Genomic DNA, 24815 nt, shown 5'->3' on the forward strand with positions numbered 1-24815 from the left:
CCTGCGCGGATTGGGGGTGGTTCGCCGCTATCCCGGTTGGACCGCGTTGCTGATCGTCCTGCTGTTGCTGGTCGCGGGCATATTGTCCCTCATCGCCAATGCGCGCGCGATGCCGATCGTGCGTCATGCGAACATCGCGCTGCCCTATCCGGCCGGTGGGCCGCATCAGCCGATACGCGTCGTGTTGCTGACCGATACGCATCTGTCCGGGCCGGACAACAGCCCACGGCGCATGGCGCGCATCGTCGCGCAGATCAACGGACTGCGGCCCGACCTCATCCTGCTGGGCGGCGATTATATGGGCGATGACAAGGGCGGGGCGACCTACAATGCTCGCCAGAGCATCGCCGTCTTTGCCGGGCTGCGCGCGCCGATGGGCGTGATCGCGGTGATGGGCAATCATGATAGTCTCAGCAAGAAAAATCCCTATCCGATGAGCGGGCCGGGATGGCAGGCGGCGTTTACGCAGATGGGTATCACCCTGTTGCAGGATCGGGCAGTCCGACGCGGGCCGCTGGTTATCGGGGGATTGCGCGACATCTATACCCGCAAGCCTGATGTGGCAGGCACGATGCGCGCCATGGCCAAGCTGGGTGGCGCGCCGATCATCCTGTCGCATGGGCCGGACGTTTTTCCCAAACTGCCTGATGCGCCGTCACTGATGCTGGTTGGGCATACCCATTGCGGGCAGGTCGCTCTACCCTATTGGGGTATCATCTATGTGCCGTCGAAATATGGGACGCGCTATGCCTGCGGCCAATATCGGCTGGGCGCGCGGCGCATGATCGTGGCGGCGGGCGTAGGGACCAGCGGACTGCCGATCCGGCTGTTGTCCCCGCCCGACATTTGGCTGATTACCATTCGCCCGCAATAGGCGTGCGCGAGACGGCGAAATCATCGCCGTTTCAGGCCGGTCATTAATGACATGGTCAGCCACCAGCCCTATGGAAGGCATCATCAGTCAGTCGTTTCGGGACAGTCATTCATGTGCGGCATCATTGGAATCATCAGCAGGAACGACGTGGCCGAACGGCTGGTGGATGGGCTGAAGCGGCTGGAATATCGGGGCTATGACAGTGCGGGCGTGGCGACCGTGCATGATGCTATGATCGACCGGCGGCGGGCGGAAGGGAAGCTCGCCAATCTGGTCAACGCCTTGTCTGAAGCACCGCTGCCCGGCACGATCGGCATTGCCCATACCCGCTGGGCCACCCATGGCGCGCCCACGACCAGCAATGCGCATCCGCATGCGACCGGCGAAGTGGCGCTGGTCCACAATGGCATCATCGAGAACTTCAAACCGCTGCGCGCCGAATTGATGGCGCGGGGCCGTCATTTTGACAGCCAGACCGATACCGAGGTCGTCGCCCATCTGGTGAGCGAACTGGTGGAACAGGGCGCATCGCCGCAGGATGCAGTGCGGCAGGTCTTGCCCCGGCTACATGGCGCGTTCGCGCTGGCAATCCTGTTCCGCAGCCATCCTGACATGCTGATCGGCGCGCGGCTGGGGTCGCCGCTGGTGGTCGGCTATGGCGATGGCGAGACGTTCCTGGGGTCCGACGCGCTGGCGCTGGCGCCGCTGACGCAGCGCATCGCCTATCTGGAGGAGGGCGACTGGGTCGTCATCACTGCGGATGGCGCGGAGATTTTCGACAGGGATAATCAGCCGGTCGAACGGCCAGTGACGATTTCCGGCGTGTCCGGCGCGATGATCGACAAGGGCAATCATCGCCATTTCATGCAAAAGGAAATTTACGAGCAGCCAGTCGTCGTCGCCCAGACTTTGCGGTCCTACCTGCGGCGGATGGACAATGAAGTCGCCATGCCGGACATGGACTTCGACCTTGGCCAAGTGAAACGCATCACCATCGTTGCGTGTGGCACCAGCTATTACGCCGGGCTGGTGGCGAAATACTGGTTCGAGAAGTTCGCACGCGTGGCCGTCGATATCGATGTCGCGAGCGAGTTTCGCTATCGCGATCCGGTGCTGGAGCCGGGTGGGTTGGCGCTGTTCATCAGCCAGTCGGGGGAGACCGCCGACACGCTGGCCGCGCTGCGCCATGCCAAGTCGGAGGGGCAGATCATCGCCGTAGTGGTTAATGTGCCGACCAGTTCGATGGCGCGCGAAGCCGATCTGCTGCTGCCCACCCATGCCGGGCCGGAAATCGGCGTGGCATCGACCAAGGCGTTCACATGCCAGTTGGCGGTTCTGGCGGCGCTGGCGGCCAATCTGGCGCGGGCCAAGGGCCGGTTGACGCCACAGGAAGAGGCGCAAATCGTCTGGCACCTGTCGGAAGCGCCCGCCGCGCTGAACGAGGCATTGAGCCGCGACGGGCAGATCGAGGCGATGGCGCATCTGATCGCACCGGCGCGGGACGTGCTGTATCTGGGCCGTGGGCCGGATTATCCGATGGCGCTGGAAGGCGCGCTGAAGCTCAAGGAAATCAGCTATATCCACGCCGAAGGCTATGCGGCGGGCGAGATGAAGCATGGGCCGATCGCTCTGATCGACGATGCCGTGCCGGTCATCGTCATCGCGCCGTCGGGGCCGCTGTTCGAAAAAACCGTCAGCAACATGCAGGAAGTGCAGGCGCGGGGCGGCAAGGTGGTGCTGATCTCCGATGCGGAGGGTATCGCGCTGGCCGGCGAAGGCTGCATGGCGACGATCGAGATGCCGCAGGTCCATCCGCTGATCGCGCCATTGGTCTATGCGGTGCCGGTGCAGTTACTGGCTTACCATGTCGCGGTGATCAAGGGCACGGATGTGGATCAGCCCCGGAATCTGGCGAAGTCGGTGACGGTGGAGTGATTGAGTGAGGGTTGGTTGGGCGACTGACGACCATTCTCAATCACCAACCACTCTCATCCCAGCCTTCGCTGGCATGACGGTTGAGGAGAACCGCGTTTCGTAAATCGCCGTCACCCACCACCCGGAGAATTATGTCCGCCCGCTGGCACCGGCCCTCCGCTGGGCGCGTGGCTGTGGTCGGGGTTGCTGTCCCATTCGATGTGGTAAAGGTCGAAGCGGCGGTCGCGCAGGTTGCGGACGGTGCCTTCCGCGCGCGCCCAGCTGAGGTCGGCGAGGTTGACGTCCGCCATCGTCAGCGTTTCGACATTCTCGGTCGATTCCGCCGCGATGCCGTCGCGGGCGAAGGGCAGATCGCAGGGCGTCAGGATCGCGCTCTGGGCATACTGGATGTCCATATTGTCGACGTTGGGCAGATTGCCGACATTGCCGGACATGACGACATAGCATTGGTTCTCGATCGCCCTTGCCTGCGCGCAGTAGCGCACGCGCATGTACCCAAGGCGCGAATCGGTGCAGAAAGGGACGAAGATGATGCGCGCGCCCTGATCGACCAGGCGGCGCGCCAGTTCTGGGAATTCGCTGTCGTAGCAGATCAGCACGCCGATCGGGCCGCAGTCAGTCTGGATCACGTCGAGGGAATCGCCGCCCTTGATGTTCCACCAGAAGGATTCATTGGGGGTTGGGTGGATTTTTTCCTGTGTATGCACTGACCCGTCGCGCAGCGCGACATAGGCGATATTCTGTATATCGCCATCGTCGGCGCGGGTCGGGTGCGATCCGCCGATGATGTTGATATTATATTGCAACGCCATCCGCGTCAGTTCCTTGGTGAGGCGCGGGGTGTAGCTGGTCAGCTTGTCGATCGCCTCCATGGGATTGAGCTTCTTGGTCTCGAAAGACAGCAGGGGAAGCGTGAACAATTCGGGGAAAACGATGAAGTCCGACCGATAATCAGCCGCAACATCGACGAAATATTCGATGTTGCGAATGAAGGCGTCGAAATCCTCGACCGCGCGGGCCTGTAGCTGACAGGTGGCGAGGCGGACGCTTTCGACGCCGCGTGGCACCCGCATTTTGGCGGCTTCATCGGGATCGACATAGGGATTGCGCCAGACGAGATGCGCGGCGTGTCCGTCGGACTGTTTGTCTTCGGGCAGGTAATTTTCCAGTACGCCGAGTGGCTCGAACTGGTTTTTCAGCTGAAAGCTGACGACCTGATCGCGGATCTTCCCCTGGACGACCTTGTCCAGATAGTCTTTCGGTCCTTCGACCTTGCGCTTGGTACGTAGATAGCCCGGCATCCGCCCGGCGATGACAATGCCATGCAGGTCGAGTTGTTCGGCCAGTTCCTTGCGCTCGTCATACAGGCGCTGGCCGATGCGCAGGCCGCGTAGCTTTGGATCGACCGCCATTTCATAGCCGTAAAGCCATTCGCCTGCCGCACTGTGGCGGGTGCCAAAGCCGTTGGCGGTGATTTCTTCCCAATCATGATGGGCAAAGGCCATGCCCTTGCTGACGCGCATGGTCGCGCAATAGCCCACCACCTTGTTGTCGTAGAGGGCAACGAAGCAGCCGTCGGGGAAATTGTTGATCTGGCCGCGCACGGTGGCGGGCGAATAGTTGGGCATGCCAGGATAGACGCGCGCGATAAGGCGCAGGACGGCGCGTACGTCCGCGGGCACAGCGGCGCGCACCTCCAGGCGTTTCTTGGTCGCAGTCGTCATCGGGTTGCCTCCGCTCTATCAGATATGGAAAAGGCGACGCCGGTTGCACGGCGTCGCCTCATTCCGTTTGCGTATTGAACCGCGCAGGCGCGGATCAGTTCCCGTTTTTTAGGCCCAGGTCGCCATTTCGGTTTCCAGGTTGACGCGGATCTGTTCGAAGAACTGCTCCGTCGTCATCCAAGCCTGATCGGGGCCGATCAGCAATGCCAGATCCTTGGTCATTGCGCCGTCTTCGACGGTCTTGATGCAGACGCGCTCCAGCGTTTCGGCAAATTTGGTGACGTCCGGCGTGCCGTCGAACTTGCCACGGAAGGACAGGCCCTGCGTCCAGGCAAAGATCGATGCGATCGGGTTGGTGGAGGTCGCCTTGCCCTGCTGGTGCTGGCGATAGTGGCGGGTGACGGTGCCATGCGCGGCTTCTGCTTCGACCGTCTTGCCGTCGGGTGTGAGCAGGACCGACGTCATGAGGCCAAGCGAGCCGAAGCCCTGCGCGACGGTGTCGGACTGAACGTCGCCGTCATAGTTTTTGCAGGCCCACACGAACTTGCCGCTCCACTTGAGGGCGGAGGCGACCATGTCGTCGATCAGGCGATGTTCGTAGATGATGTTGGCCGCCTTGAACTGATCGGCGAATTCGGCGTCGAACACTTCCTGGAACAGATCCTTGAAGCGGCCGTCATAGGCCTTGAGGATCGTGTTTTTGGTTGACAGGTAGAGCGGCCATTTGCGGTCGAGCGCATAGTTCATGCTAGCGCGCGCGAAATCGCGGATCGAATCGTCGAGGTTGTACATGCCCATGGCGACGCCGGCGGCGGGGAAGTTGAACACTTCCTTCTCGATCTTTTCGCCATTTTCGCCGTCCCAGATCATGCGCAGCTTGCCCGCGCTGGGTACGAGGAAATCGGTCGCCTTATACTGATCGCCAAATGCGTGACGGCCGATGACGATCGGGTCGGTCCAGCCGGGGACGAGGCGGGGCACGTTCTTGATGACGATGGGTTCGCGGAACACGACGCCGCCCAGGATGTTGCGGATCGTGCCGTTGGGCGAGCGCCACATGGACTTGAGGTTGAATTCCTCGACGCGCTGTTCATCAGGCGTGATGGTCGCGCACTTTACGCCGACGCCATATTGCTTGATCGCGTTGGCCGCGTCGATCGTGATCTGATCGTCGGTCTCATCGCGCTTTTCGACGGAAAGGTCGTAATATTTCAGGTCGATGTCGAGATAGGGCAGGATCAGACGTTCGCGGATCCATTCCCAGATGATCCGGGTCATTTCGTCGCCGTCAAGTTCTACGACGGGATTCTTCACCTTTATCTTTGCCATGCGCCTGCTTCGCTTTCTGCTTTAGTGGGATGGAATTGCGACACGCCCTAGGCAAAGCGGCGCCAATGTTCAACCGCTCTGGCCCACTTATGTCGCGCTTATGCCGCGCGCGTGGACCCCTTCACCGGGATCGGTCGTTGTCAGGCAACAAGTCTCTCCCTAAAGACGGTGCCATGGACAATAATGAGATCACGATCGCCGCAGGTGGCAATGTCAAATGGCGTTGGCCGTCGGTTCACCCGGAGGGCGTGAAATTCGGCCTGATCGCTGCTGCGATCACGGGCGGATTCTTTCTGCTGGGCTGGGAAATCGTCGGCTGGTTGATGCTGATGCTCACCATCTGGGTGTTGGCGTTCTTTCGCGACCCCATCCGGGCAGTGCCACAGGACGAGAACGCGATCATTGCGCCCGCAGACGGTCTGGTCACGCTGATCCAGCGGGTGCCCCCGCCGCGCGAGATGTCGGGCGCGCTGGGCCTGGGCGATCAACCGCTGATCCGGGTGTCGATTTTCATGAGCGTGTTCGATGTCCATATCAACCGCACCCCGATCGGCGGGACGATCAAGTCGGTCGTCTATATTTCGGGCAAGTTTCTCAATGCCGATCTCGATAAAGCCAGCGAGGATAATGAACGGCAGCATATTTTGGTTGAACGCCATGATGGATTGCGCATCGGCTTTACCCAGATTGCAGGTCTGGTCGCGCGGCGGATCGTGCCGTTCGTGAAGCCCGGAGATATGGTCGCGGCCGGGCAACGGATTGGTCTTATCCGCTTTGGCAGCCGGGTCGATGTCTATCTGCCCGCAGGAACGGCGCCGCGCGTCATCCTTGGGCAGCGCACTGTGGCTGGCGAAACCATATTGGGCCAGGTCGGCGATCGTCGCGTGATTCCGGGTATTCAACAGTGAGGCAACGGCGCGCCGTGCCACAGGGGCTCCGCCGGGGAATAACCTTGCGTATGCTGGCGCCCAATGCTGTCACAGCGATGGCATTATGCTTTGGCCTGACTGGCGTGCGCTATGGCATATCGGGCGATTGGGAACGCGCCGTCCTGTCCATCATCTTTGCCGGGGTGCTGGATGGACTGGATGGACGCATCGCCCGGCTGTTGCGCGGAGAAAGCCGGTTCGGCGCGGAACTGGATTCACTGTCCGATTCGATTGCCTTTGGTGTCGCGCCTGCGCTGATCCTGTATCTCTGGTCGCTCCATGCGATGCCCAAGTTCGGGTGGATATTCGCGCTGGCGCACGCTTTGTCCTGCGCGTTGCGGCTTGCCAGATTCAACGCCAATATCGATGCGGACGAGCAGCCGCACAAATCGGCGGGTTTCATGACCGGCGTTCCGGCCCCAGCAGGTGCAGGGCTGGCGTTCGTGCCGCTTTATCTATGGCTGGTGACGGGGCAGGAGATTTTTCGTGCCTGGTATATTGTCGCGCCATGGGCCGCCTTCATCGCGTTCCTCATGATATCGAGCATCGCGACTTATACATGGTCGGTGTTGCGGCTGCGTAAGCGCATACGGCTGGAGGCTATCGCCTTTGCCGGATTGTTGGCTGCATTGCTGTTTACCGATCCGTGGCTGACCTTGTTGTTGATCTGCGGCATCTACGTCGCGCTGATCCCCTTTGGCATCCTGTCCTATTCCAAGGTCAAGCGGCAACGCGAAACGCAGCGACAGGCCGCGCCGGACACCGCCTAAGATTAGATCAGGCGGCCAAAATGGTGGTCGGCGCGCTGAGGGGTGATGTACGACGAACAACACGCGGGCGACGCACGCGGATGTGATAGACCGGCCTGTGATCGGGTAGGGGCTCGAACTGGAGCGCTGCCACCATCTTGTCATGGTAGAGGAAGAACATCCATGCGATGGTGCCGACGGCCAGCAGAAAGGCGACGAAAAACAGGGTTGCTGCAACGAACGTGAACATGGAGATCACTTTCTATCTTGCCGTTTGCACGGCTTGTCCCACGATAACGATCCAAACGTCGGATAACCGTGCTTGTTCCGTTTGTTCACTCTATGTTCTTGGTTTAAGCGCAAGTCAACCCTTGCGTATCATTTTAAGGGTCGCTAAAGGCGCGGCTCATTCCACATGGGAATCGACATATCCGGTGCTGAGGACGGCCTTTCAGGCTGTTGGCAGTTCCTGATTCCCAGAGGCATTAACCGGAAAGGACGTATATTATGGCAGCTCCTGTTGTCACCATGCACCAATTGATCGACGCTGGCGCGCATTTTGGCCACCAGACCCATCGTTGGAACCCGCGCATGAAGCCGTACATCTTCGGCGAGCGCAACGGCATCCACATCCTCGACCTGTCGCAGACCGTGCCTTTGTTCAGCCGCGCGCTGGACTTCGTGTCGTCGACGGTCGCCGCTGGCGGCAAGGTTCTGTTCGTCGGAACGAAGCGTCAGGCACAGGATCCGATCGCTGACGCCGCGCGCCAGTCGGGTCAGCATTTCGTGAATCATCGGTGGCTGGGCGGCATGCTCACCAACTGGAAGACGATTTCTGGTTCGATCAAGCGTCTCAAGACCCTTGAGGAAAAGCTGTCGGGTGACACCCATGGCTTCACCAAGAAGGAAGTCCTTCAGATGACTCGCGAGCGCGAGAAGCTGGAAGCGTCGCTGGGCGGTATCCGCGACATGAACGGCATCCCTGATGTCATGTTCGTGATCGACGCGAACAAGGAAGAGCTGGCGATCAAGGAAGCCAACACGCTGGGTATCCCGGTCGTTGCGATCCTCGATTCGAACGTCTCGCCCGATGGCATCGCGTTCCCGGTCCCCGCGAACGATGACGCCAGCCGTGCGATCCGCCTTTATTGCGATGCGATTGCTGCAGCCGCGACCAAGGGCAACCGTGGTGCGCAGCAGGCGTCGGGCGTCGATCTGGGCGCGATGGACGAGCCAATGGCTGAAGAGGTTGTCGCGGAAGCCTAAACAGCGTCGCGCAACTGCAAGAATGACAGGCTAGGGCGCGCTCTTTGTTGAGACGCGCCCTGCCGCATATTTGAACCACTATATTTTAGGAGCCGAAACATGGCCGATATTACCGCTGCCGCCGTCAAGGAACTGCGCGACCGTTCGGGCGCGGGCATGATGGATTGCAAGAAGGCGCTGACCGAAGCCGGTGGCGACATCGAAGCGGCAACCGACTGGCTGCGCGCCAAGGGTCTGGCCGCTGCGCAAAAGAAGTCGAGCCGCACCGCTGCCGAAGGTCTGGTCGGCGTTGCCGTATCCGGCACCAAGGGCGTTGCCGTCGAAGTGAACAGCGAAACCGATTTCGTTGCCAAGAACGAGCAGTTCCAGGATTTCGTTCGCACCGTATCGACGATCGCGCTGGAAACCGGCGCGGCTGACGCGGATGCACTGGCAGCAGCCGCTTATCCGTCGGGCGGCACCGTTTCGGAAAAGCTGGTCGCGAACATCGCCACCATCGGTGAGAACCAGACCGTTCGTCGCGTCGGCCATGTCGAAGTGAGCCAGGGCGTCGTCGTCTCCTACGTCCACAATGCCGCTGCGCCTGGTCTGGGCAAGATCGGCGTGCTGGTCGCGCTGGAAGGCGATGCGCCTGCTGCCGTGCTGGAACCGCTGGGCAAGCAGATTGCGATGCACATCGCCGCCGCCTTCCCGCTGGCTCTTTCGGCTGCTGACATCGACCCGGCCCTGCTGGAGCGCGAGCGCGCGATCGCCGCTGAAAAGGCTACCGAAGAAGCCGCCAAGAGTGGCAAGCAGATTCCTGCCGACATCCTCGCCAAGCGTCTGGACGGCTCGGTTGCCAAGTTCGCCAAGGAGCAGGCGCTGCTCAGCCAGATCTTTGTGATGGACAATAAAACCCCGATCGCTGAGGTCGTTGCCAAGGCCGCGAAGGATGCCGGGGCGTCAATCACGCTGACATCCTATGTCCGCTTCCAGCTGGGCGAAGGCATCGAGAAGGAAGTCAGCGACTTCGCTGCCGAAGTCGCGGCGGCGGCCGGGGTCTGATTCTTCTCTTTCTCCCCTTGCCGGGGAGGAAAAGCTGCTTCACAGAATGGCGCGTGCTGCCTAAGGTGCGCGCCATTTCCTTGCCCGCTTAACAGATGGAATAATCCTCCGCATGACCCGGCCTGCCTTCAAGCGCATATTGCTGAAACTGTCCGGTGAGGTGCTGATGGGGCAGGGCCAGTTCGGTATCGAGCCGGAGACGGTGAACCGTGTGGCAGGTGAAATCGCTGCGGCCAAGGATGCCGGATTCGAACTGTGCGTCGTGGTGGGCGGCGGCAACATCTTCCGCGGACTGGCGGGCGCGGCCAAGGGTTTCGACCGGACCAGCGCCGACTATATGGGCATGCTGGCGACGGTCATGAACGCGCTTGCGGTGCAGAACGCGTTGGAAAAACTAGGTTACGATACGCGGGTTCAGTCAGCCATTCCGATGGCGTCGGTGTGCGAACCCTATATTCGTCGCAAGGCCGTGCGGCATATGGAAAAGGGCCGGATCGTCATCTTCGCGGCGGGCACCGGCAACCCCTTCTTCACCACGGACACGACCGCCGCGCTGCGGGCCGCCGAAATGAATTGCAACGCGATCTTCAAGGGCACCAGCGTGGATGGCGTGTATAATGCCGATCCCAAGCAGGTAGCCGACGCCGTTCGGTATGACGAAATCAGTTTCGATCGGGTGCTGAACGACCATCTCAAGGTCATGGACGCCAGCGCCATCGCGCTGTGCCGTGAAAATAATATTCCTATCGTTGTCTTTAACATCCGCGAAACCGGCAACCTGGCGCAGGTTCTGGCAGGGCAGGGTGTGGCGACGATCGTGCAAAATCAGGAGAGCTGAATCCATGGCACAATATGACAAGTCGGACCTGGAACGCCGCATGGCGGGCGCGGTCGAATCGCTCAAGAGCGATCTGTCCGGCCTGCGTACCGGACGTGCCAACGTCATGCTGCTCGATCCGGTGGTGGTCACAGTGTATGGCGCGGCAATGCCGCTCAATCAGGTGGCGACCGTATCGGCGCCTGAACCGCGCATGTTGTCGGTGCAGGTGTGGGACAAGGTCAATGTAGGGGCGGTCGACAAGGCGATCCGGTCGGCAGGGCTGGGCCTCAATCCGATTACCGACGGGCAGACCCTGCGCTTGCCGATCCCCGACCTGACGGAGGATCGCCGCAAGGAACTGGCCAAGCTGGCGAGCAAATATGCTGAAGCTGCACGCATCGCCGTGCGCAATGTGCGCCGCGACGGCATGGACAGCCTGAAGGCGGACGAGAAGAAGGGCGAAATCAGCGAGGATGAGCGCAAGCGTAAGGAAACCGAGGTCCAGAAGCTGACCGACGGCGTTATTGCGGAACTGGATGCGGCGGCAACGGCGAAGGAAAAGGAAATTCTCGGCCAGTGAGCCGGGGCTTCCCCTTCGTGTCCAGAACGCGCATATCTTTTTGATGGCCAGTCAGGTGAAGCCCGACCTGCTCAGCAGCGCACCAGCCCATGGCGCGCGCCATGTCGCCATCATCATGGACGGCAATGGCCGTTGGGCCAAAAAGCGTTTCCTGCCGCGGATCGCGGGGCATCGGGCGGGCGTCGAAGCGGTGCGGCGCGTGTCGCGGGCGGCGCGTGAGTTGAAGCTGGAATGTTTGACGCTCTACGCCTTTTCGTCGGAAAACTGGAAGCGTCCGGCCAGCGAAGTCGCCGATCTGATGGGGTTGCTTCGCCATTTCATTCAGTCGGATATTGACGAGTTGCACGCCAATGGCGTCCGATTGCGGATCATCGGCAATTATCGCGTTCTGGAACCCTCTTTGGTCGAAATGATCGACGGGGCAATGGCGCGCACGGCGGGGAATACGGGGCCGGTCATTGCGATCGCGCTCAACTATGGCGCGCAGGATGAAATGGTGCGCGCGGCCCGACGACTGGCGCAGCGCGCGGTGGCGGGCGAGATCGCGGCCGAGGACATCGGCGTGGAAGCGATCGACGAGGCGCTGGATACGGCCGACCTGCCGCCGCTCGACCTGCTGATCCGCACCTCGGGCGAGCATCGGCTGAGCAATTTCATGCTGTGGCAGGCCGCCTATGCCGAGCTATATTTCACCGATATGCTGTGGCCCGATTTTGACGCACATGCTTTGGGGCAAGCGCTGGACGCGTTTCGCATGAGGGACCGCCGTTTCGGCGGACTGTGAGCATGTGACGAGCGAATTGCGTACCCGTGCCGTCGTTGGAGCCGGTCTGATCGCTTTGGCTCTGGGGGCGTTATTGTCGGGGGGGCTGATCTTCTGGCTGTTACTGGTGGTCGCGGGCGTGCTGATGCAGGGCGAATGGGCCGACCTGACCGGCGTGACGGAGCGCGACAAGAAACTGTCCATGTATGCGGTGTCCGTGCCGCTGGCGATTTTATGTCCCTTGGCGGCAGGGGTTCATGGGTTTGCATTTGGCTTGCTGGCCGCGTCGATCATCTTCGTTGCAATAGTGACGCGTGTTCCTAAACTGGCGTTTGGCCTTTTCTATGTGTGCGCGCCTGTGATCGCGCTGCTGTTCCTGCGCGCGCAGACGCCCAATCTTACTGGCCTGATGCTGGCCTTTTGGGCGTTGGGTCTGGTCTGGGCGACGGATATCGGCGCTTATTTCGCTGGTCGCTCGATCGGCGGGCCAAAACTTGCGCCGCGTGTCAGTCCGTCAAAGACATGGGCGGGGCTGGCCGGTGGTGTGCTGGCGGCTTTGCTGACCGGGTTCCTGTTTCATCGTTTCGGTGGGTTGCCGATCCAGCTGGCAGCGGCGAGTGGCGTGTTGGCCGTCGCCGCGCAGCTGGGCGATCTGTTCGAAAGCGGGATGAAGCGCCGCGCCGGGGTCAAGGATAGCGGGAAGCTGTTGCCCGGCCATGGCGGGGTGATGGACAGGCTGGACGGCGTCGCGACCGCTGTCCCGCTCGCGGCCCTGTTTTACCTCTTTTTGGTGCAAGGCTGATGCGGTCCATATCTATTTTCGGCGCGACCGGTTCGGTCGGCATGTCGACGCTGGACCTGATCCGGCGTGATCCCGACGCCTATCGCGTAGTGGCATTGACGGCCAATAGCGATGTCGATGGTCTGGCCAGATTGGCGCGTGACATGCGCGCGCAGGTGGCGGTGATTGGCGATTCAGCGAAATATGGCGCATTGAAGGCGGCGCTTGCCGGGTCGGGCGTGGAGGCAGCGGCGGGCGAGGTGGCGCTGGTCGATGCTGCGCGGACGGGCGCGGACTGGACGATGGCGGCGATCGTGGGATGCGCCGGATTGCGCCCGACGATGGCGGCGCTGGAAGCAGGCGGCACGGTCGCGCTGGCCAACAAGGAATCGCTGGTGTCCGCCGGTGCGCTGATGATGGCGATGGCGAACCGGACGCAATCGACGCTCTTGCCGGTCGATAGCGAGCATAACGCCATTTTCCAATGCCTTGCAGGCGGTAGCCTGGACGATGTCGCGCGGATCACGCTGACCGCCAGCGGCGGGCCGTTTCGCACACGTAGCCGGGCGGAGATGCAGGACATTACGCCAGCGCAGGCCGTCGCGCATCCCAACTGGTCAATGGGCGCGAAGATCAGCGTCGACAGCGCGACGATGATGAACAAGGGGCTGGAACTGATCGAGGCGGCGCACCTCTTCCCGGTCGGTCTCGATCGGATCGAGATATTGGTCCATCCGCAATCGGTCATCCATTCCATGGTGGAGTATCGCGACCGATCCACGCTGGCCCAGTTGGGATCGCCCGACATGCGGATTCCGATCGCCCACGCGCTCGCCTGGCCGCAGCGGATGGCGACGCCGTGCCAGCCGCTGGATCTGGCTCGGATCGGCAGGCTCGACTTCGAAGCGCCTGATCCGATACGCTTTCCTGCGCTGCGTCTGGCGCGGGCGGCGGCGGAGGCGGGCGGGGTGGCCCCGGCGATCCTGAACGCAGCGAACGAGGTGGCAGTCGCGGCTTTTCTAAGCGGTCGGATCGGCTTCATTGATATTGCCATGATTGTGGAAGATGTGTTGAACCGCTATAGCGCACCAACGCCTGCCGCCATTGACGATGTTCTGGCGGCCGATGCGCAGGCCCGCATTTTGGCGGGCAATGTGATGGAAAGAATGATCGCTTGATCCACAATCCCGGTTTCCTGATGACCGTTCTTGCCTTCGTGGCGGTCATTGGGCCGCTCGTTTTCGTGCATGAGCTGGGCCATTATCTGGTCGGGCGCTGGTGCGGCGTGAAGGCGGAAGCGTTTTCGATCGGCTTCGGGCCGGAGTTGTTTGCTTGGGTCGACAAGCGTGGCACGCGCTGGCGCGTCGCGGCGCTGCCGCTGGGTGGCTATGTGAAGTTCAAGGGCGATATGAACGCTGCCAGCATGACCGACCCGGCCTGGCTGCAATTGCCAGCGTCGGAGCGGGCGCAGAGTTTTCCTGCCAAGCCCCTGTGGCAGCGGGCCGCGATCGTCGCGGCGGGGCCGGCGATCAATTTCCTGTTCGCGATCCTGATCCTTGCGACCTTCGCCTTCGTCCATGGCGAAAGCCGGACACCTGCGGTTGCCGGAATGGTGCAGCCGGGCAGCGCGGCGGCGGCCGCTGGCATCCAGTCGGGCGACCGGATCGTGTCGCTGGGCGGGCGCGAAATGGCGACATTCGACGATATTCGTATGTATGCGCAGATCCGTCCGGGCGAGCCGGTGGCGATGGTCATCGAGCGCGATGGCAAGACCTTCGAGCGGCAGGGCAAGGTCGGCAGCGTGACCGAGGGTGACGGGTTCGGCAACACGTTCCAGATCGGTCGGCTGGGCCTGGCCCCCGGCGCACCCGTGGTGGAGCCGGTCAGCCTTTTCCGCGCGCCGGTCGTCGCGGTGGAGCGCACCGGGCAGATCGTGCGCACGATGGTCGAGACGATGGGCCAGATCGTCAGCGGCGGTCGGTCTGTGAAGGAACTGGGCGGGCCGCTCAAGATCGCACAGGTTTCGGGGCAGGCGGCGACATTGGGGCTGGAAAGCTTCATCTTCTTCGTAGCGCTCATCTCTATTAACTTGGGGTTCATCAACCTGTTGCCAATTCCAATGCTGGATGGCGGGCATCTGCTCTTTTATGGAATCGAAGCGGTGCGACGGCGTCCGGTCAGCGCGACTGCGCAGGAATGGGCCTATCGGTCGGGGCTGGCGGTGCTGTTGACGATGATGGTGCTGGTGACTTTCAACGATTTGTCGTCTTTCGGACTGTGGAAAAGCCTGTCCGGCTTGATCGGCTGACCCGCATCGGGCAGGGAGACGCGGTTTGGCGTCGTCTGTTTCGGCGGAAACATTATTTTTCGAGTTTTTGAGGTGATGCGGGTGACAGCGATGATGAGCAGCAAGAGGCAGCGCCCGGTTGTCGCGGTCCTGTTGGCGACCACGATGATCGCAGGTGTTTCGGCGGCTCCTGCCATGGCGCAGCAGTCGCGTGCTCCGGCAACCGCGCCTGCCGCGCCTCCAGTACCGACCACCACAGCATCATCGCCGCTGGGTACGGTCAGCAGCATCACTGTTTCCGGCCAGCAACGTTTAGAGCCGGATACGATATTATCCTACACCAAGTTGCGCATCGGTCAGCCCTTTACCCAGGAATCGCTCGATCAGGCGTTGCGTGATTTGTACGAGACGGAGTTTTTTGCCGACGTCCAGATCCGCAATGACAATGGCGCGCTGACGGTCGATATCAAGGAAAGCCCGGTCATCAACCGCATCGTGCTGGAGGGCAACAAGCGCCTGAAGGACGACAAGATCAGGCCCGAAATCAAGCTGGCCCCGCGTCAGATCTATACCCGGTCGAAGGTTCGTGCCGACGTCGCGCGGATTATCGAACTGTATCGCCGTCAGGGCCGGTTCGCCGCCAGCGTCGAACCCAAGATGGTGCAGCTCGACCAGAACCGCGTCGACATCGTGTTCGAAATTACCGAAGGGCCAAAGTCCAAGGTTCGCCAGATCAACATCATCGGTAACGACAAGTTCAGCGATGGCGACCTGCGCAGCCAGATGGTGACCAAGCAGTCGCGCTGGTTCCGTCTGTTTTCGTCTGGCACCAGCTATGATCCCGATCGTCTGGCCTATGACCAGCAGAAGCTGCGGCAATATTATCTGACCGAAGGCTATGCCGATTTCCGCGTCATTTCGGCCGTGGCGGAGCTGACCCCGGACAAGCAGGACTTCATCATCACCTATGTGGTGGAGGAAGGATCGCGCTATAAATTTGGCGACGTGAAGGTCGAGTCGGACATTCGCGATCTGTCGGGCGATGGCCTGACCAAGCGGTTGCCGATGAAGAAGGGCGACTGGTATAACGCCAAGCAGGTCGAAGATACGGTCGATACGCTCAGCGAGACGGCTGGTCTGTTCGGCTATGCCTTTGCCGACGTGTCGCCGGACTTCAACCGCGACAAGGACACGCTGACGATGGGGATTAATTTCCGCATCGCCAATGCGCCGCGCGTCTATGTCGAACGGGTGGACATTAACGGCAATACGCTGACACAGGACAAGGTGGTGCGCCGCGAGTTCCGGCTGGCCGAAGGCGATGCGTTCAACAGCTTCTTGGTCAAGCGGTCGAAGGACCGGATCAACTCGCTCGGCTTCTTCCAGGAGAAGCTGGACATCGAGCAGAAGCCGGGTTCCGCGCCCGACCGCATCGTGCTGGAAACCAATGTGCAGGAAAAATCGACCGGCGAACTGTCGCTGTCGGCTGGTTTCTCCTCGCTGGAACGCTTCATCGTGTCGGCGTCGATCACGCAGCGCAACTTCCGTGGCAAGGGCCAGGAACTGCGCACGTCGGTCAACTATTCGGCCTATAGCAAGTCGGTGGAAGTCGGGTTCACCGAACCCTATTTCATGGACAAGAATATCGCGCTGGGTGGCGACATCTACCGCCGCGATCTGAACAGCTTCCGCTACCTCAACAATAATGATCGCGACACGACCTATGAGCAGACGACGACGGGTTTCCAGATCCGCGCCGGTGTGCCGATCACGGAATATATGTCGCTGGCGCTGCGTTACAGCCTCAACCTCGACGATGTGACGCTCGACAAGGATACCTATTATTCGGACACCAACGGCGATGGCGTGACCGAGTGCGATCCGCTGCTGGCTGGCCGCTATCTGTGCGACGCGATTGGCAAGCGCACGACGTCCTCGCTCGGCTACTCGCTGATCTATGACACGCGTGATAATCGCATCCGGGCAACGCGCGGCTACAACTTCGTGCTGAGCCAGGATTTTGCGGGTCTGGGCGGTGACGTGAAATATATCCGCACCCGGTTCAACGCAGCGAAATATATCCCGCTGGGCGCTGGCTTCATCTTCTCGCTGACTGGCGAGGGCGGTTATATCCACAGCCTGGAAGGCGACCGTCGCGATGCGACCGGCGCGCTGGTCGATCCGATCCGTTTGACCGATCGCTTCTTCCTGGGCGAACCGCAGATGCGCGGTTTCGACATTCGTGGCATCGGGCCGCGCGTGATCCGGCGCTTTTACACCAGCACGACCGACGCGACGACGGGGGTCATCACCGGTGTCCAGTCGACAGACAGGAACAACCGCACCGACGACGCGCTGGGTGGTCGCATCTATTATATGGCGCGTGGCGAGGTGGAGATTCCGCTGGGGTCGGGCGCACGCGAAATGGGTCTGCGCCCGTCCATCTTCATGGACGTGGGCGCGGTCGCCGGGCTGAAGGATCCGGGCACGATCGATTATGCGGGCACCTGCACTCTGGCGAGCGGTTCGACCGTCAGGGCGACGGGTACGGCGGCTGCGCCGATCTGTGCCAGCGGCACGCATAACAGCGGCACCGGATTTGCAGAGCAATATCTGGGCGATACGCTCAAGCCGCGCCTGTCGGTCGGCTTTGGCGTCAACTGGAATTCGCCATTCGGCCCGTTCCGTATCGACATCGCCAAGGCTCTGCTCAAGGAACCAGGGGACGACGACAAGCTCATTACCTTTAACGTAGGGACTCAATTCTGATGAAGATGATTTTCAAGGCCGCGGCGCTCGCTCTGACGCCCATGACCGCCATTGCGCTGACCGCTGTTCCTGCCGTCGCGCAGTCGAAGGCCGGTATCGCCGTCGCCGACTTGCAGCGTGCCGTGGGCACCAGCACTGCGTACACGACTGCACGCACGCAGATGAACACGACCTACAAGCCGCAGATCGATGCGTTCAATGCGCGCAAGGCCGCGATCGACGCAGACCTCAAGACCAAGAGCGACGCGCTTCAGGCTGCGCTGAAGGCGGCGAACAACAAGCCGACCCCGGCGATCGAAACCCAGTATCAGACGTTCCAGCAGGCGCAGCAGACGGCGCAGGCCGAGCTTCAGCGTCTGGGCCAGCCGATCGCGGTCGCCAACGCCTATGTCGAAGAGCAGATCACAGCCAAGCTGTCGGATGCGCTGAAAGCGGCGATGACCAAGGCGAAGGTCGATCTGGTTCTGGGTCCGGACGCGACCGTGTCCTACCAGCCGAGCGTCGATATCACGGCGGCGGTCGTCACTGAACTCAACGCACTGGTCCCAAGCGTCGGCATCACGCCGCCTGCTGGCTGGCAGCCGGGTCGTCAGGGTCAGGCCGGGGCTGCTGCTGCACCGGCGGCAAACCCGCAGGCACCCAAGTCGCGCTGATCGAAGCATGACGTTAGAGGTTGATAATAGCGCCCGTGGCCCGATGGATATCCGTCGGGTCATGGCCGCGCTGCCGCATCGTTACCCGATGCTGCTGATCGACCGCGTGGTGTCGCTGGTGCCGAACCAGTCGATCCATGCGATCAAGGCAGTGTCGGTCAACGAGCCGTTTTTTCAGGGGCATTTCCCCACGCGGCCTATCATGCCCGGCGTGCTGATCGTGGAAGCGATGGCGCAGGCGGCGGGCGTGCTGGCGGTGGAATCGATGAATTTGGCCGATTCGGGCAAGCTCGTCTATTTCATGAGCATCGACGGGGCGAAGTTCCGGTCGCCTGTTGAGCCGGGGTGCCTGATGGACCTGCTGGTCGAAGTGACGCAGAATCGGGGGGCGATCTGCAAGTTCAGCGGCAAGGCCATGGTCGACGGCAAGCTGGTGGCGGAAGCCAATTTCGTCGCGATGATTTCGGACCCGCCCAAGGATTGAGGCGCAATTTGTGGTCGGTTCGGGCTGGGCGATTTCCAGAGTGAGCACCACAGCTTTTGCGCATTGGATAGAGAGGCTGTGTAGTAACATATTGTTATTGCACGGCCTTTTTGTTGGAGTTGAGTGCGGGGTTTGCGTTTTTTTCGTGGAATCGATGATGGCGCCTGTTGATCGGGCGCTGCGTGCAGGCGGATCGTCGCGGTCGGGCAGGGCTTGTGCTTGCCATATCGGGCCAAAACCGCTAACCGCGCGCCTTCGCAGTTTTTACCGCATCCACAGCCGGTCGGAACCGGCACCTTACGGAGCATAGCCATGAAGCCCGATACGCACCCCGCCTACCACATGATCAATGTGCAGATGACCGACGGCACCGTTTTCCAGACCCGCTCCACCTGGGGCAAGGAAGGCGACACGATGGCGCTGGACATCGACCCCAAGTCGCATCCGGCATGGATCGGCGGCCAGCGTCAGCTGGATCAGGGCGGCCAGGTGGCGCGCTTCAACAAGCGTTTCGGCGGCCTGACGCTGAAGAAATAATCGGTCGGCCTGTTTCCTGTGTGGCTGTTGGCCGTGCGGGGAATGTTTGCCGGACTGGAATGAAGAGGGCGTCCCTGTGGGGCGCCCTTTTTGTTTTGTGGTGGAGTTGGAGCGGGGGCTTTGGGGCGATCCGTTCGGTTCAAGCAAAGTCGAGAAACGCGGGCATAGCGCTGTCTGCTTCTCGACTTCGCTCGAAGCGAACGGAGGTGGGGGGCATCAGCTGCGTGTTGTCGCGACGATGGTTTGCGGTGTTGGGGCTGAGGGCTGGATAAGAGCATGTGACATGCTTTCTCCTTTGTTCGTCACTGTGAACTTGGTTCAGGGTGACAGCTGGGAGGAGTGGTTCCTCATGCGATAGCCTTGCTGCCAGGGCAACGGGCGGGACTGGAATCCCGCCGACGCCGGGGCATGGTTATTATGGTTTGGGTCTGTGGTGTGTGATGACGGACTGCTGTTCTAACCATCACGCTGGAAAAGGTGGGGCGAACATTCTATCGGACGGGGATGACAGCCTATATCGATGTAACCGCGGCTACGCCTCGCACCCGGACCAACGCCATCAAAATTTATGGCGCGGAGGGGTTCGAGGGGATGCGGCGCGCCGGGCGGATCGCGGCGGAGACGCTGGATGCGCTGGTGCCAATGGTGGTGCCGGGGGTCAGCACCGGGGCGCTGGATGATTTCGTGCGCGATGCGATCGTCGCGGCGGGGGCGATCCCGATCAATATCGGATACAAGGGCTATGCCCATGCGACCTGCATTTCGGTCAATCATGTGGTGTGCCATGGCATCCCCGGCGCGAAGATACTGGCGGAAGGCGACATATTGAACATCGACCTGACGGCGGTGGAGGTCGGGTGGCATGGCGACACAAGCCGCATGTTCCTGGTCGGGGACGTGCCGTTGAAGGCGAAACGGCTGGTCGATGTGACCTATGAATGCATGGTTCTGGGCATCGAGCAGGCAGTGGCGGGCAATCGGCTGGGCGACATCGGCCATGCGATCCAGCGCCATGCGGAAAAACATCGTTATGGCGTGGTGCGCGATTTCGTGGGGCATGGCGTGGGACTGGTCTATCATGACGAGCCGGACGTGTATCATTATGGACGGGCCGGGACCGGGCCGGAATTGCGCCCCGGCATGATCTTCACGATCGAGCCGATGATCAATATCGGCAAGCCGGGCGTCAAGATATTGGACGACGAGTGGACGGCGGTGACGCGGGATCGCACCTTGTCGGCGCAGTTCGAACATTCGATCGGTATTACCGAAGCGGGACCGGCGGAGGTGTTTACGCGCAGTCCCAAGGGGTTGGACCGGCCGCCTTATTGAGGGGGGTGGGCGTTTCTAGTCTTTCGGCGGCCTGTTATGGACGCTCTGGACTGGCCCGTGCCGAAACGACCAAGCGCGGCATTATTGGCTTCTCGACTTCGCTCGAAGCGAACGGATCAAGGTAAAGTCATTAGGTGCCGGAGAGGGTGAATTGTCGAACGGGCTGGGTCTGTGGATCAGGCCGCCCGGTCGCGGTCCAGAAACGCCGCCACATCGTCCAGCGCTACGTCCTTCGACAGGAAGGTCTGGCCTATGCCGCGTGCCAGCAGGAAGGGGAGGGTGCCTGCTGCCATTTTCTTGTCGTGGAGCATGTGGCCCACAAGGGCTGCGCCGTCGGCGGTGACGTGGGCAGTGGTGAGGTCGTGGGGGAGGCCGGTGGCGCGCAGGTGGGCGGTGACTCGGTCGGCGTCGGCTTGCGGGCAGAGGCCCAGATGCGCGGAGTAGCGGAAGGCGAGCGCCATGCCCGCTGCGACGCCTTCGCCATGGAGCAGGGTGTCGCAAAAGCCGGTGTCGGCTTCGAGCGCGTGGCCGAAGGTGTGGCCGAGGTTGAGAAGCGCGCGGCGGCCCGTCGTTTCGCGCTCGTCATCGGCGACGATGGTTGCCTTGGCCCGGACGCTGCGTTCGATGGCGGTGGTGCGGGCTTGCGGATCGCCAGCCAGCAGGGCGGCGGCGTTGTCCTCGCACCATGTGAAGAAGGCGGGGTCGTCGATCAGGCCATATTTGACGACTTCGGCATAGCCAGCGCGGGTTTCGCGCGGGGGTAGGGTGTCGAGGGTCGAGGGGTCGATGAGGACGAGGGCGGGCTGATAGAAGCTGCCGACCAGATTCTTGCCCGCGCGAGTGTTGATCGCCGTCTTGCCGCCGACCGACGAATCGACCTGTGCCAGCAGGGTGGTCGGCACCTGAATGAAGTGGCAGCCGCGTTTGAGGATGGAGGCGGCAAAACCGACCAGATCGCCGATGACGCCACCGCCCAGCGCAACGATATGATCGCCGCGCTCAATCTCCAGCGCGAGCAGGGCGTCCATCAACTGTTCGAGGTGCCGCCAGCTTTTGGTCTGTTCGCCCGGTGGCAGGATGATGGGTTCCAGCGCGATGTCGGCGGCGCGCAGGGCAGCGTCCAGCCGGGACAGTTGGGCGGCGGCGACATGGGCGTCGGTGACGACGACAAGCCGTCCTTTGCGCGCATAGGGGGCAAGGAGGTCGCCAGCGCGGTCGAGTGCGCCCTGTTCGATGATGATGTCGTAACTGCGCGCATCCAGCGCGACGCGGACTATGGCCATGCGGTCAATTTCTCCATGATGCTGTCCACCGTCACTTCATGCGGCGCGGCGATGCTTTTCACATGAATGGGAGCGAGGGCGTAAACGGGATTGCGGATGGCCGCCAGTTGCGTGAGCACTTCGCGGGGATCGCGATCCTTGAGCAGGGGGCGGCTTTCGCGGCGGGACACGCGATCGACCAGCACGGCGATGTCTGCGTCCAGCCAGATGGCGGTCGATTGGGCGAGGATGAGGGCGCGGGTGTCGTCCTGCATGAACGCGCCGCCACCGGTCGCGATCACCTTGGCCGCGCCATCCATCAGCCGGGCGATGACGCGCCGTTCGCCGTCGCGAAAATGCGCTTCGCCATAGCGGGCGAAGATTTCGGCCACGGTCATGCCGGCGGCTTTTTCGATTTCCTCGTCCGCGTCCACGAATGTGAGGCCAAGGCGCGCCGCGAGCCGCCGTCCCACGGTCGATTTGCCCACGCCCATCATGCCGATCAGGACGATCGGGCCGCGTGTGGGGGTGTCTCCAAGGAATTTGCTGTTTCGCTGCATGGCGACCGGGGCTATACAACCAGCCGCCAGAGAGGCAAATCGCATCTTTCCTGTTCGATCGGTCCCGTTCCGATCAGCCCCATTTCGCTCGGCCAGCGCCGCAGAAGGTTTCATGAAGAATAATCGCAACAGCAGCAGTTTCGAGGGCAGCTCGCGCCGCCGTGGTACAAACCTGCCTATCATTCCGATCGCTCTGGTGGTGTTGGTCGTGTTGCTGCTCGTCTTTCTGTGGTCGCGCGGCGGGGAACAGCCGCAGCAACCCGTCGAAAAGATAATCCCCGCAGAACAGCTGGGGAAATAAGCGGTCATGGCGTGGCGGGGGCAGGCATCCAGCAGGATGAGCCGGGTGGCGTTGGGCAGCTTTGCGCTCGCGCTGGCTCTGCCGGTGGTGGCGCAGCAGTCGCCCGAATCGCTGTTGCCGCCCGGTTTCGGCGATGCACCCGAAGCGCCCGCGCCGCAGCCTGCGCGTCCGGTCGCGCCCGGTACGCCGTCAGCGCCAAGCGCCGCGCCTGCGCTTAATCCTGCCACGCCGCCCGACTTGTCGCTGATCCAGCCGATCGACAATGCGGTGGCGGCGGAAGAAGAACTGACGCCGGAGGAACTGGCGGCGCAGAAGGCGAAATATGACCTGCCGGAAACGGCGCGGCGGTCGCTCGACCGGATCGGGCCGCTGACGCCGCAGACGCGGGGGATGGAGCCGGACGCCTTTGGCGCGCAGTCGGGGAAGTATCTGGCGGCGCTGATGCGGGAGACGCATGCGCCGATCGTGTCGCGATGGGCATCGATCCTGTTGCGGCGGACGTTGCTGTCGGCGCTCGATACGCCGCGCGACATTGACGGCGCGGACTGGGCGGCGGAGCGCGCCTGGCTGCTGCTGCGCATGGGCGAGGCGGATAGCGCGCGGTTGATGGTGCAGAGCGTGGACGCGGATCGTTACTCCCCGCGCCTCTATGCCATTGCGATGCAGACCTATCTGGCGACGGCGGACCCGGCGGGGCTGTGCCCGCTGTCTGACGGGGCGCTGCGGTTCAGCAAGGAGCCGGGCTGGGACATGACGCGGGCGATCTGTCCGGCGCTGTCGGGCGATCAGGGGTCGTCCAGCGGGGCGCTCAATCAGGCGCAGCGGCGCGGCGTGGTGCGGGGCGTGGATTATCGGCTGGCCGAAAAGGTGGTCGGCACGGGTTTCAATGCGCGGCGGTCGGTGAAGATCGACTGGGATGGCGTCGATCGGCTGACGGCGTGGCGCTTCGGTCTGGCGACGGCGCTGAATGTCGAGATACCATCGGCGCTGTATGGCACGGTGGGGCCGCATGTGCGGGCTTGGGAAGCGCGGGCGCCTGCGCTGAGTGCAGTGCGGCGGCAGCCCGGTGTCGAGATCGCGGCGCGGCTGGGCGTGTTTTCCAGCGCGGCGCTGGTGGGTTTTTACGGGCAGATGAACAGCGACGGCGATGCGCCCGATGCGTTGGCCGACCGAATCGATGCGCTGCGCAATGCGAGCAGCGGTGCGACGGTGGGTGCGCGGCTGGATGCGATGCAGACGCTGTGGAAGGACAAGGCCAGGCCCGATTATGTCGGCCTGATCGCGACGGCACGGGCGGCGGCGGCTTTGCCAGTCGCGCAGGCGGATGCGCGGGCGGCGGCCAATCTGGTCGCGGCGATGCTGAGCGCTGGATATGATCGCAATGCGGCGCGCTGGGCACGGGCACTGGGGCAGATGGATGGCGATGGGGCGAGCCAGTTCTGGGGCTTGCTGGCCGTGGGCGCGCCAAGCCCGGTGGTGGACATCGATAACAGCCGGATTTCCGCCTTCATCACCGAAGCGGGTGACGCGCGCGGGCGGATGCTGATCGCGGCGCTGGCGGGGCTGTCGCGTCTGCCGGGCGGCGAGGTGGCGACGCTGGCGCAGGAGAATGGCGTGGTGCTGGCCGCCAACAGCCGCTGGGCGCGCGCGATCGATGCGGCGGCGCAGCGGGGCGAGAAGGGCAGCGTCGCGCTGCTGGCGGCGGTGGGGATGCAGGGCAGTGACTGGGCCAGCTTTCCGGCCGCGCACCTCTATCATGTCGTCGCTGCGTTGCATCGCGTGGGGCTGGACCCCGAAGCGCGCATGATCGCGGCGGAGGCGATCAGCCGGACCTGA

Annotated in this window: 24 protein-coding genes; 19 read left to right on the forward strand and 5 right to left on the reverse strand. The window is 62.3% G+C overall.

Going from position 1 to position 24815, the window contains the following annotated elements:
* The first annotated feature begins 10 nt into the window (after window positions 1-10).
* Together WA070_RS18755 and glmS are read left to right on the forward strand one after the other, a co-directional pair.
* Window positions 11-874 (forward strand): metallophosphoesterase, encoded by an 864-nt coding sequence (locus WA070_RS18755; protein ID WP_422635504.1) that lies wholly within the window; start codon window positions 11-13, stop codon window positions 872-874.
* A gap of 111 nt (window positions 875-985) precedes the next feature.
* Complete coding sequence (glmS, locus tag WA070_RS18760) at window positions 986-2809, forward strand: glutamine--fructose-6-phosphate transaminase (isomerizing) (protein ID WP_422635412.1); 1824 nt, start codon at window positions 986-988, stop codon at window positions 2807-2809.
* A gap of 110 nt (window positions 2810-2919) precedes the next feature.
* On the opposite strand, the gene WA070_RS18765 is transcribed toward glmS, so the two are convergent.
* The gene (locus WA070_RS18765) at window positions 2920-4533 is read right to left on the reverse strand and encodes a GNAT family N-acetyltransferase (RefSeq protein ID WP_422635413.1); all 1614 of its coding nucleotides are present in this window, start codon (window positions 4531-4533) and stop codon (window positions 2920-2922) included.
* Between the two features lie 108 nt (window positions 4534-4641).
* The gene (locus WA070_RS18770) at window positions 4642-5862 is read right to left on the reverse strand and encodes an NADP-dependent isocitrate dehydrogenase (protein ID WP_422635414.1); all 1221 of its coding nucleotides are present in this window, start codon (window positions 5860-5862) and stop codon (window positions 4642-4644) included.
* Window positions 5863-6035: 173 nt separating this feature from the next.
* Between WA070_RS18770 and WA070_RS18775 the strand changes: the two genes are divergently transcribed.
* A complete protein-coding gene (locus WA070_RS18775) occupies window positions 6036-6770 on the forward strand; it encodes a phosphatidylserine decarboxylase (RefSeq protein WP_422635415.1) in 735 nt (244 codons plus the stop codon).
* Window positions 6771-6820: 50 nt separating this feature from the next.
* Window positions 6821-7561, forward strand: a complete 741-nt coding sequence (locus WA070_RS18780) for a CDP-alcohol phosphatidyltransferase family protein (protein ID WP_422635505.1) — start codon at window positions 6821-6823, stop codon at window positions 7559-7561.
* A 7-nt stretch (window positions 7562-7568) separates the two neighbouring features.
* Here WA070_RS18780 and WA070_RS18785 read toward each other — a convergent pair whose 3' ends face one another.
* Window positions 7569-7790 carry a hypothetical protein gene (locus WA070_RS18785; RefSeq protein ID WP_422635416.1) on the reverse strand — a complete coding sequence of 74 codons (222 nt, stop codon included), beginning with the start codon at window positions 7788-7790 and terminating at the stop codon, window positions 7569-7571.
* Window positions 7791-8047: 257 nt separating this feature from the next.
* Between WA070_RS18785 and rpsB the strand changes: the two genes are divergently transcribed.
* The 13 genes from rpsB to map all read left to right on the forward strand — a co-directional run bounded on the left by rpsB (window position 8048) and on the right by map (window position 20856).
* A complete protein-coding gene (gene rpsB, locus WA070_RS18790; protein WP_422635417.1) occupies window positions 8048-8806 on the forward strand; it encodes a 30S ribosomal protein S2 in 759 nt (252 codons plus the stop codon).
* Between the two features lie 99 nt (window positions 8807-8905).
* Window positions 8906-9850 (forward strand): translation elongation factor Ts, encoded by a 945-nt coding sequence (gene tsf / locus WA070_RS18795; RefSeq protein ID WP_422635418.1) that lies wholly within the window; start codon window positions 8906-8908, stop codon window positions 9848-9850.
* 112 nt (window positions 9851-9962) lie between these two features.
* Window positions 9963-10688: a UMP kinase gene (pyrH, locus tag WA070_RS18800; protein ID WP_422635419.1), complete on the forward strand. Its 726-nt coding sequence runs from the start codon at window positions 9963-9965 to the stop codon at window positions 10686-10688.
* 4 nt (window positions 10689-10692) lie between these two features.
* A complete protein-coding gene (frr, locus tag WA070_RS18805) occupies window positions 10693-11250 on the forward strand; it encodes a ribosome recycling factor (RefSeq protein WP_422635420.1) in 558 nt (185 codons plus the stop codon).
* A 43-nt stretch (window positions 11251-11293) separates the two neighbouring features.
* Entirely contained in the window at window positions 11294-12034 is a 741-nt protein-coding gene (locus WA070_RS18810; protein ID WP_422635421.1) for an isoprenyl transferase, read from the forward strand.
* A 4-nt stretch (window positions 12035-12038) separates the two neighbouring features.
* Window positions 12039-12815 carry a phosphatidate cytidylyltransferase gene (locus tag WA070_RS18815; RefSeq protein ID WP_422635422.1) on the forward strand — a complete coding sequence of 259 codons (777 nt, stop codon included), beginning with the start codon at window positions 12039-12041 and terminating at the stop codon, window positions 12813-12815.
* Window positions 12815-13972 (forward strand): 1-deoxy-D-xylulose-5-phosphate reductoisomerase, encoded by a 1158-nt coding sequence (locus tag WA070_RS18820; protein WP_422635423.1) that lies wholly within the window; start codon window positions 12815-12817, stop codon window positions 13970-13972. The genes WA070_RS18815 and WA070_RS18820 overlap by 1 nt, the downstream gene beginning before the upstream one ends.
* The gene (gene rseP / locus WA070_RS18825; RefSeq protein WP_422635424.1) at window positions 13969-15102 is read left to right on the forward strand and encodes an RIP metalloprotease RseP; all 1134 of its coding nucleotides are present in this window, start codon (window positions 13969-13971) and stop codon (window positions 15100-15102) included. The genes WA070_RS18820 and rseP overlap by 4 nt, the downstream gene beginning before the upstream one ends.
* A gap of 90 nt (window positions 15103-15192) precedes the next feature.
* A complete protein-coding gene (gene bamA, locus WA070_RS18830; protein WP_422635425.1) occupies window positions 15193-17850 on the forward strand; it encodes an outer membrane protein assembly factor BamA in 2658 nt (885 codons plus the stop codon).
* A complete protein-coding gene (locus WA070_RS18835) occupies window positions 17850-18503 on the forward strand; it encodes an OmpH family outer membrane protein (protein ID WP_422635426.1) in 654 nt (217 codons plus the stop codon). Before bamA ends, WA070_RS18835 begins: the two co-directional genes overlap by 1 nt.
* 7 nt (window positions 18504-18510) lie before the next feature.
* Entirely contained in the window at window positions 18511-18987 is a 477-nt protein-coding gene (gene fabZ / locus WA070_RS18840) for a 3-hydroxyacyl-ACP dehydratase FabZ (protein WP_422635427.1), read from the forward strand.
* Between the two features lie 312 nt (window positions 18988-19299).
* Window positions 19300-19524: a 50S ribosomal protein L31 gene (gene rpmE / locus WA070_RS18845; RefSeq protein ID WP_422635428.1), complete on the forward strand. Its 225-nt coding sequence runs from the start codon at window positions 19300-19302 to the stop codon at window positions 19522-19524.
* Window positions 19525-20028: 504 nt separating this feature from the next.
* Window positions 20029-20856 (forward strand): type I methionyl aminopeptidase, encoded by an 828-nt coding sequence (map, locus tag WA070_RS18850; RefSeq protein WP_422635429.1) that lies wholly within the window; start codon window positions 20029-20031, stop codon window positions 20854-20856.
* A 176-nt stretch (window positions 20857-21032) separates the two neighbouring features.
* Here the strand turns inward: map and aroB are convergent, their stop codons facing one another.
* Both aroB and WA070_RS18860 read right to left on the reverse strand, forming a co-directional pair.
* Window positions 21033-22139: a 3-dehydroquinate synthase gene (gene aroB / locus WA070_RS18855; protein WP_422635430.1), complete on the reverse strand. Its 1107-nt coding sequence runs from the start codon at window positions 22137-22139 to the stop codon at window positions 21033-21035.
* Window positions 22130-22678: a shikimate kinase gene (locus WA070_RS18860; RefSeq protein ID WP_422635506.1), complete on the reverse strand. Its 549-nt coding sequence runs from the start codon at window positions 22676-22678 to the stop codon at window positions 22130-22132. The genes aroB and WA070_RS18860 overlap by 10 nt, the downstream gene beginning before the upstream one ends.
* A gap of 112 nt (window positions 22679-22790) precedes the next feature.
* Here WA070_RS18860 and WA070_RS18865 point away from each other — a divergent pair, with 112 nt between their 5' ends.
* Together WA070_RS18865 and WA070_RS18870 are read left to right on the forward strand one after the other, a co-directional pair.
* Window positions 22791-22979, forward strand: coding sequence for a hypothetical protein (locus WA070_RS18865; protein ID WP_422635431.1), 189 nt, complete (start codon window positions 22791-22793; stop codon window positions 22977-22979).
* A 36-nt stretch (window positions 22980-23015) separates the two neighbouring features.
* A complete protein-coding gene (locus WA070_RS18870) occupies window positions 23016-24815 on the forward strand; it encodes a hypothetical protein (protein WP_422635432.1) in 1800 nt (599 codons plus the stop codon).

The sequence above is a fragment of the Sphingobium sp. genome, assembly GCF_049304695.1.
Classification (GTDB): domain Bacteria; phylum Pseudomonadota; class Alphaproteobacteria; order Sphingomonadales; family Sphingomonadaceae; genus Sphingobium.

Excerpts from the sequence above, each read along its gene's own strand:
- glmS (WP_422635412.1), top strand. The coding sequence starts at position 986 with ATGTGCGGCATCATTGGAATCATCAGCAGGAACGACGTGGCCGAACGG.
- WA070_RS18765 (WP_422635413.1), bottom strand. The coding sequence starts at position 4,533 with ATGACGACTGCGACCAAGAAACGCCTGGAGGTGCGCGCCGCTGTGCCC.
- WA070_RS18770 (WP_422635414.1), bottom strand. The coding sequence starts at position 5,862 with ATGGCAAAGATAAAGGTGAAGAATCCCGTCGTAGAACTTGACGGCGAC.
- WA070_RS18775 (WP_422635415.1), top strand. The coding sequence starts at position 6,036 with ATGGACAATAATGAGATCACGATCGCCGCAGGTGGCAATGTCAAATGG.
- WA070_RS18780 (WP_422635505.1), top strand. The coding sequence starts at position 6,821 with ATGCTGGCGCCCAATGCTGTCACAGCGATGGCATTATGCTTTGGCCTG.
- WA070_RS18785 (WP_422635416.1), bottom strand. The coding sequence starts at position 7,790 with ATGTTCACGTTCGTTGCAGCAACCCTGTTTTTCGTCGCCTTTCTGCTG.
- rpsB (WP_422635417.1), top strand. The coding sequence starts at position 8,048 with ATGGCAGCTCCTGTTGTCACCATGCACCAATTGATCGACGCTGGCGCG.
- tsf (WP_422635418.1), top strand. The coding sequence starts at position 8,906 with ATGGCCGATATTACCGCTGCCGCCGTCAAGGAACTGCGCGACCGTTCG.
- pyrH (WP_422635419.1), top strand. The coding sequence starts at position 9,963 with ATGACCCGGCCTGCCTTCAAGCGCATATTGCTGAAACTGTCCGGTGAG.
- frr (WP_422635420.1), top strand. The coding sequence starts at position 10,693 with ATGGCACAATATGACAAGTCGGACCTGGAACGCCGCATGGCGGGCGCG.
- WA070_RS18810 (WP_422635421.1), top strand. The coding sequence starts at position 11,294 with ATGGCCAGTCAGGTGAAGCCCGACCTGCTCAGCAGCGCACCAGCCCAT.
- WA070_RS18820 (WP_422635423.1), top strand. The coding sequence starts at position 12,815 with ATGCGGTCCATATCTATTTTCGGCGCGACCGGTTCGGTCGGCATGTCG.
- bamA (WP_422635425.1), top strand. The coding sequence starts at position 15,193 with ATGATGAGCAGCAAGAGGCAGCGCCCGGTTGTCGCGGTCCTGTTGGCG.
- WA070_RS18835 (WP_422635426.1), top strand. The coding sequence starts at position 17,850 with ATGAAGATGATTTTCAAGGCCGCGGCGCTCGCTCTGACGCCCATGACC.
- fabZ (WP_422635427.1), top strand. The coding sequence starts at position 18,511 with ATGACGTTAGAGGTTGATAATAGCGCCCGTGGCCCGATGGATATCCGT.
- rpmE (WP_422635428.1), top strand. The coding sequence starts at position 19,300 with ATGAAGCCCGATACGCACCCCGCCTACCACATGATCAATGTGCAGATG.
- map (WP_422635429.1), top strand. The coding sequence starts at position 20,029 with ATGACAGCCTATATCGATGTAACCGCGGCTACGCCTCGCACCCGGACC.
- aroB (WP_422635430.1), bottom strand. The coding sequence starts at position 22,139 with ATGGCCATAGTCCGCGTCGCGCTGGATGCGCGCAGTTACGACATCATC.
- WA070_RS18860 (WP_422635506.1), bottom strand. The coding sequence starts at position 22,678 with ATGCAGCGAAACAGCAAATTCCTTGGAGACACCCCCACACGCGGCCCG.
- WA070_RS18865 (WP_422635431.1), top strand. The coding sequence starts at position 22,791 with ATGAAGAATAATCGCAACAGCAGCAGTTTCGAGGGCAGCTCGCGCCGC.
- WA070_RS18870 (WP_422635432.1), top strand. The coding sequence starts at position 23,016 with ATGAGCCGGGTGGCGTTGGGCAGCTTTGCGCTCGCGCTGGCTCTGCCG.